This is a genomic window from Simplicispira psychrophila DSM 11588, assembly GCF_000688255.1.
Lineage (GTDB): Bacteria > Pseudomonadota > Gammaproteobacteria > Burkholderiales > Burkholderiaceae_C > Simplicispira > Simplicispira psychrophila.
Genome location: NZ_JHYS01000015.1, coordinates 15,451 through 28,749, shown reverse-complemented (window position 1 = coordinate 28,749; position 13,299 = coordinate 15,451). Strand labels below are relative to the sequence as shown.

Annotated in this window: 16 protein-coding genes; 4 read left to right on the top strand and 12 right to left on the bottom strand. The window is 60.2% G+C overall.

Translation table 11 applies throughout. The features are described 5' to 3' along the window. Positions 1–49 precede the first annotated feature (49 nt). Positions 50–943: a peptidoglycan DD-metalloendopeptidase family protein gene (locus Q390_RS0113805; RefSeq protein WP_084153927.1), complete on the bottom strand. Its 894-nt coding sequence runs from the start codon at positions 941–943 to the stop codon at positions 50–52. Between the two features lie 17 nt (positions 944–960). Further along, complete coding sequence (locus Q390_RS0113800) at positions 961–1,209, bottom strand: hypothetical protein (protein WP_027996588.1); 249 nt, start codon at positions 1,207–1,209, stop codon at positions 961–963. Positions 1,210–1,492: 283 nt separating this feature from the next. Between Q390_RS0113800 and Q390_RS0113795 the strand changes: the two genes are divergently transcribed. Then, positions 1,493–1,954 (top strand): methyltransferase family protein, encoded by a 462-nt coding sequence (locus tag Q390_RS0113795; RefSeq protein ID WP_027996587.1) that lies wholly within the window; start codon positions 1,493–1,495, stop codon positions 1,952–1,954. A 4-nt stretch (positions 1,955–1,958) separates the two neighbouring features. Here Q390_RS0113795 and Q390_RS0113790 read toward each other — a convergent pair whose 3' ends face one another. Beyond that, on the bottom strand, positions 1,959–3,350 hold the full coding sequence (locus Q390_RS0113790) for a sodium-dependent transporter (RefSeq protein WP_037473076.1): 1,392 nt from the start codon (positions 3,348–3,350) through the stop codon (positions 1,959–1,961). 24 nt (positions 3,351–3,374) lie between these two features. Then, positions 3,375–4,850 (bottom strand): phospholipase D family protein, encoded by a 1,476-nt coding sequence (locus Q390_RS0113785; protein WP_084153926.1) that lies wholly within the window; start codon positions 4,848–4,850, stop codon positions 3,375–3,377. A 229-nt stretch (positions 4,851–5,079) separates the two neighbouring features. Between Q390_RS0113785 and Q390_RS0113780 the strand changes: the two genes are divergently transcribed. Then, complete coding sequence (locus tag Q390_RS0113780) at positions 5,080–6,363, top strand: phospholipase D-like domain-containing protein (RefSeq protein WP_027996584.1); 1,284 nt, start codon at positions 5,080–5,082, stop codon at positions 6,361–6,363. 83 nt (positions 6,364–6,446) lie between these two features. Here the strand turns inward: Q390_RS0113780 and Q390_RS0113775 are convergent, their stop codons facing one another. The 8 genes from Q390_RS0113775 to Q390_RS0113750 form a co-directional block, all read right to left on the bottom strand. Then, positions 6,447–6,764, bottom strand: a complete 318-nt coding sequence (locus Q390_RS0113775) for a DUF2322 family protein (RefSeq protein WP_027996583.1) — start codon at positions 6,762–6,764, stop codon at positions 6,447–6,449. A 91-nt stretch (positions 6,765–6,855) separates the two neighbouring features. Continuing rightward, positions 6,856–7,086, bottom strand: a complete 231-nt coding sequence (locus Q390_RS0113770; RefSeq protein WP_027996582.1) for a hypothetical protein — start codon at positions 7,084–7,086, stop codon at positions 6,856–6,858. A gap of 82 nt (positions 7,087–7,168) precedes the next feature. Then, a complete protein-coding gene (locus Q390_RS0113765) occupies positions 7,169–7,510 on the bottom strand; it encodes a hypothetical protein (protein WP_027996581.1) in 342 nt (113 codons plus the stop codon). Beyond that, positions 7,485–7,793, bottom strand: coding sequence for a nucleotidyltransferase domain-containing protein (locus tag Q390_RS20395; protein ID WP_245606930.1), 309 nt, complete (start codon positions 7,791–7,793; stop codon positions 7,485–7,487). The genes Q390_RS0113765 and Q390_RS20395 overlap by 26 nt, the downstream gene beginning before the upstream one ends. Further along, the gene (locus Q390_RS20390) at positions 7,778–8,116 is read right to left on the bottom strand and encodes a helix-turn-helix domain-containing protein (RefSeq protein ID WP_245606929.1); all 339 of its coding nucleotides are present in this window, start codon (positions 8,114–8,116) and stop codon (positions 7,778–7,780) included. Before Q390_RS20390 ends, Q390_RS20395 begins: the two co-directional genes overlap by 16 nt. Before the next feature lie 98 nt (positions 8,117–8,214). After that, the gene (locus Q390_RS19975) at positions 8,215–8,862 is read right to left on the bottom strand and encodes a hypothetical protein (RefSeq protein ID WP_211250466.1); all 648 of its coding nucleotides are present in this window, start codon (positions 8,860–8,862) and stop codon (positions 8,215–8,217) included. Further along, the gene (locus Q390_RS19595) at positions 8,849–10,297 is read right to left on the bottom strand and encodes an AAA family ATPase (protein ID WP_084153921.1); all 1,449 of its coding nucleotides are present in this window, start codon (positions 10,295–10,297) and stop codon (positions 8,849–8,851) included. Before Q390_RS19595 ends, Q390_RS19975 begins: the two co-directional genes overlap by 14 nt. Positions 10,298–10,376: 79 nt before the next feature. Next, entirely contained in the window at positions 10,377–12,194 is a 1,818-nt protein-coding gene (locus Q390_RS0113750; RefSeq protein ID WP_027996579.1) for a glutamine--tRNA ligase/YqeY domain fusion protein, read from the bottom strand. A 171-nt stretch (positions 12,195–12,365) separates the two neighbouring features. Here Q390_RS0113750 and Q390_RS0113745 point away from each other — a divergent pair, with 171 nt between their 5' ends. Further along, positions 12,366–12,743: a hypothetical protein gene (locus Q390_RS0113745; RefSeq protein ID WP_027996578.1), complete on the top strand. Its 378-nt coding sequence runs from the start codon at positions 12,366–12,368 to the stop codon at positions 12,741–12,743. Between the two features lie 86 nt (positions 12,744–12,829). Then, positions 12,830–13,276: a type II 3-dehydroquinate dehydratase gene (locus tag Q390_RS0113740; protein ID WP_027996577.1), complete on the top strand. Its 447-nt coding sequence runs from the start codon at positions 12,830–12,832 to the stop codon at positions 13,274–13,276. The last annotated feature ends 23 nt before the right edge of the window (positions 13,277–13,299 follow it).

The following is a 13,299-nucleotide window of genomic DNA, read 5'->3' as shown; positions in this document are numbered from 1 at the left end:
AGCGCTTTCTGTATAAGCGTTAGAGCCGGTTTTGACTGGTATTTTGGTCTCAAGCCGGCAAAAACAGCGCCGGATCGACCATGCTGCGGTTCAGCATCACGCCCCAGTGCAAATGCGGCCCGGTGACGCGGCCGGTCGCGCCGACAGCGCCGACGCGTTGGCCGGTGTGCACGGAATCACCGATCTGCACGTCGATGGCGCTCAGGTGGCACACCATCGACAGCAGTCCGCCGCCGTGGTCCAGCCACACGGTTTGGCCGTTGAAAAAATAATCACCGGTGTCGATGACTTTGCCCGGCAGCGGTGCCACCACCGGCGTGCCGGTAGAGGCCGCAATGTCCATGCCGCTGTGCGGATTGCGCGCTTGGCCGTTGAACACGCGCCGCAGCCCAAACGAGCTGGAACGCCGCCCAGGGGTCGGCACCTGCATCGCCAAACGCGCTGGCAACGGCGTACTGAAAGTCGCCATCACCCCGGCCTGGTGGTCGCGCTCGCGCTCGTAGCGGGCCTGGTTTTCAGGCGACAGATCGACGGTGCGCGGCGCCACCGTCAGGCGCTGCTCACGATAGCGCTTGTCGGCCACGGTGTAAGCGACTTGGCGCGCCGGGCTATCGGCTGTGGCGGCGACGCTGATGTGCGCTGCACCCAGCGGAGCCGATAGGGGAATGCCGACCACCGCCGTCCACTCGATCATGTCGCCCAGCACCAAGAGCGGCACCTCGCCAGCCACTGCCACCGGTCGCTCGGGCGCCGGCCCCAGCGACAGGCGCACCACACCGCCCGGTACTACCAGCGCACGCGGCCAGACGCCTGGTTCAGACGCCTTGGCGCGTCCTTTGGAGGCGGCCCATACCGCCGAGGACCCTGCCAGCAGGCCTACGCTGGCCAGCAGGGCCGTGCGGCGGGAGGGGAGGAACGTGGTGAGAGAGGTGTGTGCGTGCATACAGGCCAGCAACAACTTCAGTGGGTGACAAATTCGTATGTCACGGCTTCGCTCTCGACCATGTCCAGAATGTCGTTGAGCACCGTTTCTTCTTCGGTGCTGCTCCAGATTTCTTCCGGGTCGCTGGCAAACAGCGGCTCAATGGCGATGTCCATGAACACGCCATTGGGCAGCTTGAGCACCGGGGAGCCCTCCGAGGTGCTGACCAGTTCCCAGTCGTCCGGGACAGACATTTCCAGTTCGATGGTGACGTTGAGTTTTTTCATGGGACGCTTTCTGTAGTGGGGGGATGGCAAACACGCTTTCAGGCGGCTTACCGGGGGTTTTCTGCGGTGCTGCATTTGTACCGCCATGGGCAACTGCAGGCCAAAGGCATCGGCCACCCAAAGCCAACTGCAGTTTGACACGTCATACGGCCAGCTGCGTGTTGCGTAAAGAAAAGTAGTCAATCACCCTTCAGGTGTCTTGGCCTGGGGGACGGCGCAAAAGCCAGCAGAAAATACCTGCTGAAACAGGCTGCGCGCTGGCTGCTGGCGCAAGGAGGGTCGTATGGTTTCGCTGGATTTGAAAATTCCGCCGCCGGTGGTGGCCGTGCTCGTGGCTGGCGCTATGTACGCCGCCACGCTGTTGCCGCCGCTGCTGGCACTGCACAGCAGCGTGCGCGTGGCGATTGCGCTGGTGTTGGCAGTGCTGGGCCTGTGCTTTGACCTGGCCGGTTTGCTGGCTTTCAGAAAAGCCAAAACCACCACCAACCCGCTCACGCCCCAGCGCAGCTCTTCGGTGGTGACTGGCGGGGTTTACCGCCTCACGCGCAACCCGATGTACCTGGGTCTGGCGCTGCTCTTGTTGGCGCTGGCGGTGTTTTTGGCGTCGCCGTGGGCGCTGTTAGGGCCGTTCGTGTTTGCCGCGTTCATCACGCGCTTTCAGATCCAGCCCGAAGAACGGGCGCTGGCGCAGCGCTTTGGCGCGCCTTACCTGGACTACTGCGCACGCGTGCGGCGCTGGTGGTAGGTACCTAAAATACCCCCAGGCCACGCAGCATCACCGCCAAAATCAGCAGCGGCGAGACCCAGCGCAGCACGAAAAAGATCGCCTGCGCCAGCGTGCCGTTGTTTAGGCGGCCCCGGTTCGACAGTGCCTGGCGAAACGCGCCGGTGCCCCAGACCCAGCCGACAAACAGCGCAATGAAGATGCCGCCCAGCGGCAGCAGCAGATTCGACGAGATGAAGTCGGCCCAGTCAAACAGATTGCGCCCGCCGGGTTGGAAAGCGGCCAGCGTGCTCTGGCTGAGGGCACAGCCGGCGCCGATCATCACCAGACCGAGCAGCGTCAACAGCGTGGCGCGCGGGCGTGAAATGCCCCAGCGCTCGTGCAGCGTCACCACCGGCACCTCCATCAGCGACAGCATGGCGCCGGTGGCGGCCACGGCGGTCAGCACAAAAAAGGCTGCCATCAGCACTTGGCCGAACGGCATTTGCGCAAATACCGCCGGGATGGTGATGAACACCAGCGACGGCCCGGCCGCCGGCTCAAAGCCAAAGGTGAACACGGCCGGAAAGATCGCCATGCCGGCCAGCATGGAGACGCTCAGATCGGCGGCCATGACGCGCACGGCGGTGGCCGGAATGTTCTGCTCGTCACCGAAGTAGCTGCCGTAGGTCATCATCGTGCCCATGCCAATCGACAGCTTGAAGAACGCCAAGCCCATGGCGGTCAGCACCACCGGCGCGGTGATCTTGTGCCACTCGGGCTGGAACAAAAAGGCCAACGCCTGCGAGGCGCCGGACAGCGACAGGCTGAAGGCGCACAGCAACAACAACAGCACAAACAGCAGCGGCATCAGCTTTTTGGTCAGCGCCTCAATGCCCTTGGTCACGCCCAGCAGCAAGATCGAGCCGATGAAGGCCAGCACGCCCCACTGCCACAGCAGCGACTGTACCGGGTCGCTGATCAGGGCCTGGAACGCCGCGCCGGTCACCGCCGGGTCGCTGCTCAGCAGGCTGCCGCGCAGCGCCTTGAGCACATAGGCAAACACCCAGGCCACCACCTCGGAATAGAACGACAGGATCAGAAACGCCGCCCCCATGCCGGCCATACCGATCAGCCACCACGGCTGGCCGCGCGGCGCCAGCGTGCGCAGCGCTGTGATCGGGTTGGCGCGCGCCTGGCGCCCCATGGCCATTTCGGCCACCATTACCGGCAGACCGATCAGCAGCGTGGCCAGCAAATACACCAGCAAAAAGCCCGCGCCGCCATTGGCGCCGGTGAGCGACGGAAACTTCCAGATATTGCCCAGGCCGACGGCTGAGCCCAGCGTGGCGGCGAGCACGCCAAAGCTTGAACTGAAGCCGGCGCGCGGCGTTGTGGACGTGGATGACAGGGGTGGGGTAGGTGACGGATGGGTCATTGTTTTTGTTCTAGGACGCGGTTTCTACAGCAACCATTCAATCGGCAGCCACGACATCAGCTGCAGGCCCCAGCGGCTCCACCAGCGGCTGCCCGGCTCCACGGTGTCCACCGTGGGCGGCGTACTGCCGGTGCTGTGCCATTCGATGTCGCCGCGGCCCGACAGCTGGAGCGTGTACGAGCGCTGCGGCACTTCGGTGTCAAAGGCCTGCTCGATCTGGCGCGCCAGCAGCGGGCTGTCGATGACAAAGCCCAGCTCGGTGTTGAGCAGTGCCGAGCGCGGGTCAAAGTTGAAGGAGCCGACAAAGGCGCGCTCGCCATCAATGGCAAAGGTTTTGGCGTGCAGGCTGGAGCCCGAGCTGCCCAGCGGATTCAGGCGATGGCGCTTGTCCTTGCCTGACGGTGCCAGGCGCTGCATCTCGTACAGCGCTACGCCACTGTGCAGCAGCGCCTTGCGGTAGTGCGCATAGCCGGCGTGGACCAGCGGCACGTCGGTGGCCTCATAGGCATTGGTCATCACACGCACCGCCACGCCGTTGCGGCTCAGGCGCGCCAGCGCCTCGGTGCCGGCGGCGGTCGGCACAAAGTAGGGCGACACCAGTGATACCGAGCGCTGCGGCGTGCCCAGCACGCGGTGCAGTTGGTCCACCAGCAGGCCACTGCGCGGCGCCAGTCCCAGGCCTTTGGCCGGGTCGTCGCTGACCATCTGCACGCGGCTCCACTGCAGTGCCAGCCGCTGCGCCAGCAGGTCGGTGATGAACGGCGTCTGGCGCACCGCCTCGGTATAGGCGCGCGCTGCCTCCGACGCGGCAATGCGCGCGGCGTCGGCCTCCAGTTGCGCGCGCTCGGCCTCGGTCACCGCTGGCACGATGGCCTGCACCGGCCAGGCCGAGGCACTGGCCCAGTAGCGGTCAAAGTCCTGCGACACCTCGGGCACGATCGGGCCGATGGCCAGTACATCCAGGTCGGTGAACAGCACGCCATCGGTGGCGCCAAAGTATTCGTCGCCGACATTGCGCCCGCCGACGATGCTGGCCTGCTTGTCGGCGGTGAACGACTTGTTGTGCATGCGCCGATTGGCGCGGGCAAAGTCGGTGATATAGCCCAGCGGCTTGGGCCAGCGCAGCACAAACGGGTTGAACAGCCGCACCTCCATGCGCGGGTGCAGCGCCAGCGCCGCCAGCGCGCCGCCCAGCCCGGCCGTGCCGCCATCGTCCAGCAGCAGCCGCACGCGCACCCCGCGCTCGGCTGCGGCCCCCAGTGCCTGCAACAGCAGCGTGCCGGTCTGGTCGCCGCGCCAGATGTAGTACTGCACATCCAGACTGCGCTCGGCCGCGTGCACCAGCACCATGCGCGCGGCAAAGGCTTCGAGCGGATCGGGCAGGGTGTGGAGGCCGCTCAGCCCCGGGTGCTGCAGCAGCTGCGGCGCAATCGCCTGGCCCAGCCGGGTCTGTGCGGCCTGCTGCGCGTCCAGCGCTTCGGACAGCGGACGGTCGGGCATGGCCGGCAGGGTGCAGCCCGCCAGCAGCAACGGGCTCAAGAACGTGTAGAGGTGGCGGATAAGAAAATCTCCAGCAAAACCGTAGGGTGGCTATGGTAGTGCAGCGCTGGCATGGCGCTGATGCTCCGTTATCAGGAGCGTTTTACAGAGGGGGTCAAGGGTTTGGGCGGTGAATTCCAGCGGCTTTTGCCTACATTTGCATACCATCGCTCCATTGACAATGGCGCTCATGAAAAAAAAACGCCGAACAGTGATGGTGGTGTTCCTGACCTTTATCGCCACCTGTGCCCTGGTGTTGCTGGCACTCAACTTCACGGCAGGCGAGAAGAAGATCGAGCACCAGATCGCACGGCTTTACACCAGCGCCGACCCGCAGTTCGAGCGCGATATGGGTCTGTTGCTCGGCCCGGGTTTGCTGGATGGCAACCAAGTGGTCGAACTGCTCAACGGCGACCAGATCTTCCCACCCATGCTGCAGGCCATTCGCGGCGCGCACACCAGCATCACCTTTGAAACCTACATCTACTGGTCCGGCGACATCGGCCAGCAGTTTGCCCAGGCCCTGAGCGAGCGCGCCCGCGCCGGCGTTGCGGTGCATGTGCTGCTCGACTGGGTGGGCAGCGCCAAGATCGAAGAGAGCTTTCTGACCGAAATGAAGGACGCCGGCGTCGAGATCGAAAAATTCCATGAACCCAAGTGGTATGACTTGGCGCGCCTGAACAACCGCACCCACCGCAAGCTGCTGGTGGTCGATGGCCAGATCGGTTTTACCGGGGGTGTGGGCATTGCGCCGCTGTGGACGGGCCACGCGCAAGACCCCGATCACTGGCGCGATTCGCACTACCAGGTCACGGGGCCGGTGGTGGCGCAGATGCAGGCCACCTTTTTAGACAACTGGCTCAAGGCCACCGGCCGCGTGATGCACGGCGCGCGCTACTTTCCGCCCATCGCGCCGGCGGGCACCATGCAGGCGCAGATGTTTTCCAGCTCGCCCTCCAGCGGCAGCGAGAGCATGCAGCTGATGTACCACCTGGCGATCACCGCCGCCGAGCACAGCATCGACTTTTCAGTCGCCTACTTTGTGCCCGACTCCCTGACGCGCCAGCTGCTGATCGACGCCCTGCAGCGCGGTGTGCGCCTGCGTTTCATCACGCCGGGGGAGCACACCGACACCGAAACTGTCAAGGCCGCTTCGCGTGCCACCTGGGGGCCGCTGCTGCAGGCCGGTGCGCAAATCTATACCTACGAGCCCACTATGTACCACTGCAAAGTCATGATCGTGGACAACCGCATGGTCTCGGTCGGCTCGACCAATTTCGACAACCGCTCGTTTCGCCTGAACGACGAAGCCAATCTGAACGTCTACGACCCGGCCTTTGCCGCGCGCCAGACGGCTGTGTTTGAAGACGACCTGCAGCGCGCGCGCCGCGTCACCTATGAGGCCTGGCTGGAGCGCCCCTGGCGCGAAAAGCTGGCCGAGCGCTTTGCCTCGCTGCTGGGCTCGCAGTTATAGATCAAATCGGGCTGTAGCGCTTATGTGGTAAGCGCTAGCAGCTATCAAAATATACTTTTCTTCCCCATTCCGATTTCATTGCATCACGCAGCGACAGGCTGCGCGCGGTAGCTCTCAGCACCTTGCGCCCAGGCCAGCAAGCGGTCGATGTTGGGGTGCTTGCCGGGGAAGGCCAGCGCATCTGCCGTGTGCTCGGCGTACCACTCCAGCCCCAGGTGGGCGGCGGCGGGCGTGATGCTGCCGCCATACAGCGCCGCCAGGGCGGCATACACCACCAGCGACCCGGTCTGGCCGGGCTTGTTTTCAATGGTGGCGAGAGTCTGGCCATCGGCGTCCAGCAGATGCAGGGCGGCGAGGTGGCTGGCGGAGGGAAGTTGTTTCAGGCGGTCGGCGAAGTGCATAGGATAAAAATTTTGAATCAAATCAGGCTCCAGCCCTTTACTGTCGGGCGCGAGCAGCTATAAATTTTGTACTCGAAAGTCCGGTGGAATGTCAGTGATTTTGTGTGCCGTCTGCGGGGGCTGGGGGCGCGGATGGTGCTTGGAGCGTGCGCAAATAGTCTTGCGGGCTGATGTGCAGCACCTTGCCGTTTTCGGCCACCACCATGTGGGTGTTGGCACGCTGTGCATCCTCAGCTGCGCGCAACCCGGCACGCGCCAAGGCTGCCAATGCCGCTTGAGCGGGGTCGTTGACCGGGGGTGTGGGGTTCAGGATTGCATTCATGGGTTGGCTCCTTGCGCCAGCAATATAGTGCCTCTCTCGCGCACAAAGGGCGATAAGTCCATGTCGTTTTCCCTCCTCCGATTCAATGGGGTGTTTTAAGCGCATCAGCCACCTTTTGTGTGGCCTCTATCAAGTCAGTCACCAAGCGCAGATCAATCTCCAGCAAGCCTTCGTATGCGCCCAGATTTCGTTTGTTGTGGCACAGGTCTAGCACCCGCCAGACCTCCGGCCCCAGGCCGAGCGTGTGTGCGGCGTTGTAGGCCAGGTCAAAGCGGCTCTCCAGTGCCAGCACGGTGTTGCGGGCATCTGCCAGACGGGCTTTGCCGGTGCGGGTCAAACCGGCCAGTTCGGCAGCGTCTGGCGGTTCGGGCTTGAGCGCTTTGCTGCGGCCGGCGAGGTTATCCAGCGGGGAGGTGGGCGTCATAGGGCAGGGTGACTTCTTGGCCGATCAGCCAAATTTTGGGCTGTTGCATCACGCGGGTCACAAAGGCGTTGTCGCCCTGCAACCGCGCCGCAAAATCAACCGGCGTGTAGAGAGCCGGGTTGATGGTGCGGCGCAGGGTGTGGGTGGCGTCCTCCAGTGCAGCAAACAAATCGCCATAACCCAGCGAGTAGCTGACCACCAGCACATCGACGTCACTTTGCGCGGTATCGGTCTGCTTGGCGATCGAGCCATATACGAAAGCGCGTTCTATCTGCGCCGCCAACGGCGCCAGCGCAGCACGTCGGCCAGACCCATGGTCTTGAGCACCAGCCCCCGCAACTCTGCAAATACGGGAGCGGTGGCATTGGCTTGGTAATGTTTCTGGTTGCCTTGTCTGCTGACGGTGAGCAAGCCGGCTTCGCTCAAGCCCGCCAGCTCTCGTTGCACCGCTCCGGTGCCCGACTGCGCCAGTGCAATCACTTCGTTGGCGTAGAAGCTGCGGTCGGGCGCGCCAAACAACACGGCCAGTACCCGCTGGCGCACTTTGGGGAAGAGGGCGTCTGCGATGAACGGTGAATCATTGGCAGTCGATTGATTGATACCCATAATGGGGTTTATTGTACCCATTTTGGGGTTTGTCTGGTCATGCGTCGCAGTGTTGAAAGGCGCGGTTTATTGAACTAATTGGAGTCTGCCTCCAATTTTCATATGTGATTAACAGTATTTTTGAACTCTGTCTGCTTGAATATTGCGGCTGTCAAAAGCGTCTCAAATTGTTGAAAACTAGGCAATTTCCTTAGTCCTGAAAAATCATCCATGAAGCTCGCGATCCGGCTCCTGGCGCGGTGTTCATTGAAACGTTTCAGGCGTTGTGTGGGCAAGTTTGACGCAGTTTTTAATGCAAAAAAAAGAATTTCTTTAGGATCGACTAATTGTTCTATTGACTTGTGTCTTGGTAAATTTAGCTCTACGCTGCCGTTCCGGTTGTCAGCGGCACAACGAATGGCGCCCGGGTCTGTTAGCAACCAACTTTCGATCATCCTTACCGGCACTGCCGGAATTACTGGAATATTAATACCAGCAGCTTCTTGTGCAAATTTGATTTCCTCAGTTCTATCCTTTACAGATGTGCTTTCCGCATCTCTATGGCAGACGATTATGTCCGGTTCATAGTCTTTATATGCCCTTTCAAGACGAATATGTAGCGAACCATGTGCAGGAATAACCTCACGCGCTGGTGTTATACGAAATGCTTGGTTTGGGAATGCGGTATCAGCAACTGCCTGAATTAGATCTTGAATGCATATATCAGACGTGCCATCGCAGACTATAGCGATACTAATGACTGCCAATTGTATCCCCTTGTGGAATTTGTTCAAAATCGAACATTCCTTGTTCGGCAGCTAGTTGCCAAAGTTTGCCGCCCTCTAGATCATCTTCAGGAGATATATCGGTACTTCGAAGGTAGTCTAATAACTCCGTGACTGTGACTTTTGGTGTTCTTTCGGACGAGTAGTCAGGATGATTAAGCCGCCAAGAGTTGACTATTGCGCCGTATGCTGTAAATGAGGAGCGATTTTTCCTTATCGGCACAGCTACTAGAAGTTCATCAGGAATCAGGTTTCGAACAACCACTGGTGAATGAGTATTTATGATTACCTGTCGTAGTGGGTTCTCCGAATTTACTGCGATTTTTGGGTTAACGGCCATCTCGCGAAGAAGTTCCAGAATAGCGTTTATGCGCGATGGATGAATTCCATTTTCCGGCTCTTCGAAGCAAATTAAACCCTTTGATTCTGAATCAAATGCCATGGTGGCGAGTGCTAGAAACCGTAGTGTCCCATCTGATAGCGACCGAGCTTGGTGAATAACGCCATTTCGTTGTTCAAGCAATAGCGTCTTGATTCTACGAGTGTTGTCAACGTCAACAGAAACCGCACGTACCTCTGGAAGTAGCGTGGCAACTCGATTCGATATTTCCTCATATCTCTTAAGTCGCTCAAGAGTCGATGGAATATGTGCCCCATCAAACGTTATATGCGGGTCATCGGAAAATTCATCAGGTGATCTAAGTTTTGATGGTTCTAGCTGCAGCAATTTCCAGCTTTGCATTTCTCTACGTGCCGCGAGAATTGTTGGTCTCTCGTCTGTGTTTGCAGAACCAAGTACCGTCCGCGGTGAGTTTTGTGCTGGAATTTGAGACGGGCGACCCGAATTACCGTCTTGACTCACGCTAATCGTGGAGTTGCCGCTTGTGCCGTCACGATCTGTTGTGATGAATGGCGCCCGACGCTCACCTGTCAGTGCTGAATTGAAAAACTCTTTTGAGCAATTGAATCCGATACGTTTCTTCGCACTGCTTTTTGGAAGATATGTTAAGTGTTCGGCGATAAGTTGAATTCGCTCGTTAAATTCATCGTCAACGACGTATTTAAGTTCAATTTTATAAGTTAAATACGTAGTGCTTGGTTTTGCCTTTCGGCCAAAATCATCGGTTACCTCACCTGAGACAATGAATTCTGCCTCTATCGCAATATTTGGTAGTTTTGAGTCAGTTGTTTTCGTAAATAGTGATCGCAGATCCCCTTTGCGACTGCCGGCACGGTCTCTGACTCTGTGGGCAGCTTCGATAATTGAGTGGTCTGCAAGATCACGCAAGAATAAAATCGCATCAAATAGATTTGACTTGCCCGCGCCATTCGCGCCAGCAATGCATGTGAATGGTCCAAATTGAACCTCGGCATCGATCAGGCTTTTGAAGCCTTGAACTCTTAGTCTAGTTAGCATGGGATGAGTCCTCGTCGATATTTAAATATTTCATTGAGTGCCGGGATTTTTCTCATATTTTTAGGCGCCATCGCTGCGTCTACTTCCCCCAACTATCCTTCAACCCCACCGCCAAGTTAAACACCGGCTTACCCGCCGCATGATCCACCCGATCGGCGACAAAGTAGCCATGCCGTTCAAACTGAAACTTTTCATCCGGCTGCGCATTGGCCAATGAAGGCTCGACGATGGCGGTCACTACTTTCAGGCTGTTCGGGTTCAGGCTTTCGATGAAGTCTTTGCCGCCCGCATCAGGCTGGGCGTCCAGAAACAGGCGGTCGTACATGCGCACTTCGGCTGCTACGCCATCGGCCACGCCGACCCAGGTGATGGCGGCTTTGACTTTGACGCTGTCGCTGCCGGGGGTGCCGCTCTTGGTGTCGGGCACGACGGTGGCCAGCACTTCGGTGATATTTCCATCCGCGTCTTTAGTCGCGCCGGTGCATTCGATGACGTAGCCGCCTTTCAGGCGCACCTTGTTGCCGGGGAACAGGCGCTTGTAGCCCTTGGGCGGCACTTCTTCGTAGTCTTCGCGCTCGATCCAGACTTCTTTGCCAATGGTGAACTGGCGCGGCGCGGGGGGCTCGGTGCCTTCGGGGACGTGGGGCAGGGCGGGCAAGGTGCAGGGTTCGAGGTGGCCGGCGCCCATCACGTCGTCCCAGTTGGTCAGCACCAGTTTGACGGGGTTGAGCACGGCCATGCCGCGGTGGGCCTTCAGCTCCAGGTCTTCGCGCAGGCAGCCTTCGAGGGTGGAGTAATCGATCCAGCTGTCGCTCTTGGTCACGCCAATGCGCTCGGCAAAGGTTTGCAGGGACTGGGCGGTGTAGCCGCGCCGGCGCAGGCCGACTATTGTTGGCATGCGCGGGTCGTCCCAGCCTGACACCTTGTGGTCGTACACCAGTTGGGCCAGTTTGCGCTTGCTGGTGATGACGTAGGTCAGGTTCAGGCGCGCAAACTCGTATTGGCGCGGTGGTGGGGCGGTCAGCAGGCCGCCTTCGGTCAGGCGCTCCAGCAGCCAGTCGTAAAACGGGCGCTGGTCTTCAAATTCCAGCGTGCAAAAGCTGTGGGTGATTTGCTCCAGCGCGTCTTCGATGGGGTGGGCGTAGGTGTACATCGGGTAGATGCACCATGTGTCGCCGGTGTGGTGGTGTGTGGCGCGGCGGATGCGGTAGATGGCCGGGTCGCGCAGGTTGATGTTGGGGCTGGCCATGTCGATCTTGGCGCGCAGCACCATGGCACCGTCCTCGTGCCGGCCGTCGCGCATTTCGCGAAAGCGCGCCAGGTTGTCTGCCGGCGTGCGGCTGCGGAACGGGCTGTCCACGCCGGGCTTGCCGAAGTCGCCGCGGTTGATGCGGATCTGCTCGACGGTTTGCTCGTCCACATAGGCGTGGCCGGCGTCGATCAGCGTTTCCGCTGCGCGGTACATGAAGTCGAAATAGTCGCTGGCCTGGTAGAGGTTGCTTTCGCCGCCGTTGTCCCAGCCAAAGCCCAGCCATTGCACCGAGTCCTTGATGCTGTTGACGTATTCGGTGTCTTCTTTTTCGGGGTTGGTGTCGTCAAAGCGCAGATGGCAGACGCCTTGGTAATCGCGCGCCAAGCCGAAGTTGATGCAGATGCTCTTGGCGTGGCCGATGTGCAGGTAGCCGTTGGGCTCGGGCGGAAAGCGGGTGCGGATTTTGGCCGGGTCGGGCTGGCCAGCGGCGTGGTGTGCGGCGTCGCCGGGGCTGCCACCCCAGCGGCGCTGGGCGTAGGTGCCTTTGGCCAGATCGCTGTCGATGATCTGGCGCAGAAAGTTGCTGGGCTTGGCGGCTTCAGGTGCTGCAGCGGGGAGGGGGTGGACGGGGGTGGAGGTGCTCATGGGGTTATTTTAGGATGCACATCCCGATAACGTGACGCACTGCAACATGCGTATCTACTCTCTGAAACAATCGTTTTACCTGTTTGTGCCATCCTTTCGGGCACCTGGCGCGTTATGTGTCCATGGGTCTGTTGCAATCCGCTGGCAGACCCTCTTCATTGGGAGATTGTCATGATGAAAAATCGTTCTTTGTCTGCTTGGGTGGCGGCTGCGGGTGTGGCCCTGGCGGCTTTGGTCAGCGTCGGTACAGCGCAGGCACGCGATGTGAACTGGTCGGTAGGTGTAGGCGTGCCGGGGGTGTCGGTGGGCGTGGGCAATGGCTATTCGGTCTATAACGCGCCGGCGCCGGTGTACTACGCCCCGCCGCCTGTGTATTACGCCCCGCCAGCGCCTGTTTACTACGCGCCACCCCGCTCGGCGTACTACGCGCCGGCGCCGGTGTACTACGCCCCGCCAGCCTATGGTTATTACCGTGACGGCGGGCGCGGCCATCGCCATGACCGCCATGACCGCCATGACCGGGGTGGGCGCGGCGGCTGGGACCGTTAAAAATCCGGACACTTTGCCAGCGGCCCTGCGGGGCCGTTTTTCATGGGGGCGCCGCATAATTGCCCGCTCTGATCAAGAAGAATTCCATGAAAACTGTTTACGTCCTGAATGGCCCGAATTTGAACCTGCTGGGCACACGTGAGCCGGCGGTGTACGGCGCGCACACGCTGGCCGATGTCGAGCAGATGTGCTTTGAAGCCTGCGCGCGCCACGGTTTTGCCTTGCAGTTTCACCAAAGCAACCACGAAGGTGCGCTGGTGGACTGGATCCATGAGGCCGGTCAACTCCATGCCCAAGGTGAGCTGGCCGGGGTGGTGCTGAATGCCGGTGCCTACACCCACACCAGCGTGGCGCTGCTGGATGCCATCAAGGGTACGGGCATCAACACGTTGATTGAGCTGCACATCAGCAATGTGTTTGCACGCGAGAGTTTTCGCCACCATTCCTGGATTTCGCCGGCGGCGCGTGCGGTGCTGTGCGGTTTTGGTGTGCAGGGGTATGCGCTAGCCATTGATGGCTTGGCACGGATTTGAATGCACAAAAATGAAGAATGCTG

What these genes read in the sequence shown, in the direction of transcription:
- Q390_RS0113770 (WP_027996582.1), bottom strand. Translation starts at nt 7,086, where the DNA reads ATGAATGCAATCCTGAACCCCACACCCCCGGTCAACGACCCCGCTCAA.
- Q390_RS20390 (WP_245606929.1), bottom strand. Translation starts at nt 8,116, where the DNA reads ATGGGTATCAATCAATCGACTGCCAATGATTCACCGTTCATCGCAGAC.
- Q390_RS0113775 (WP_027996583.1), bottom strand. Translation starts at nt 6,764, where the DNA reads ATGCACTTCGCCGACCGCCTGAAACAACTTCCCTCCGCCAGCCACCTC.
- Q390_RS0113750 (WP_027996579.1), bottom strand. Translation starts at nt 12,194, where the DNA reads ATGAGCACCTCCACCCCCGTCCACCCCCTCCCCGCTGCAGCACCTGAA.
- Q390_RS0113745 (WP_027996578.1), top strand. Translation starts at nt 12,366, where the DNA reads ATGATGAAAAATCGTTCTTTGTCTGCTTGGGTGGCGGCTGCGGGTGTG.
- Q390_RS0113795 (WP_027996587.1), top strand. Translation starts at nt 1,493, where the DNA reads ATGGTTTCGCTGGATTTGAAAATTCCGCCGCCGGTGGTGGCCGTGCTC.
- Q390_RS19595 (WP_084153921.1), bottom strand. Translation starts at nt 10,297, where the DNA reads ATGCTAACTAGACTAAGAGTTCAAGGCTTCAAAAGCCTGATCGATGCC.
- Q390_RS0113785 (WP_084153926.1), bottom strand. Translation starts at nt 4,850, where the DNA reads ATGCCCGACCGTCCGCTGTCCGAAGCGCTGGACGCGCAGCAGGCCGCA.
- Q390_RS0113800 (WP_027996588.1), bottom strand. Translation starts at nt 1,209, where the DNA reads ATGAAAAAACTCAACGTCACCATCGAACTGGAAATGTCTGTCCCGGAC.
- Q390_RS0113740 (WP_027996577.1), top strand. Translation starts at nt 12,830, where the DNA reads ATGAAAACTGTTTACGTCCTGAATGGCCCGAATTTGAACCTGCTGGGC.
- Q390_RS0113780 (WP_027996584.1), top strand. Translation starts at nt 5,080, where the DNA reads ATGAAAAAAAAACGCCGAACAGTGATGGTGGTGTTCCTGACCTTTATC.
- Q390_RS0113765 (WP_027996581.1), bottom strand. Translation starts at nt 7,510, where the DNA reads ATGACGCCCACCTCCCCGCTGGATAACCTCGCCGGCCGCAGCAAAGCG.
- Q390_RS0113805 (WP_084153927.1), bottom strand. Translation starts at nt 943, where the DNA reads ATGCACGCACACACCTCTCTCACCACGTTCCTCCCCTCCCGCCGCACG.
- Q390_RS0113790 (WP_037473076.1), bottom strand. Translation starts at nt 3,350, where the DNA reads ATGACCCATCCGTCACCTACCCCACCCCTGTCATCCACGTCCACAACG.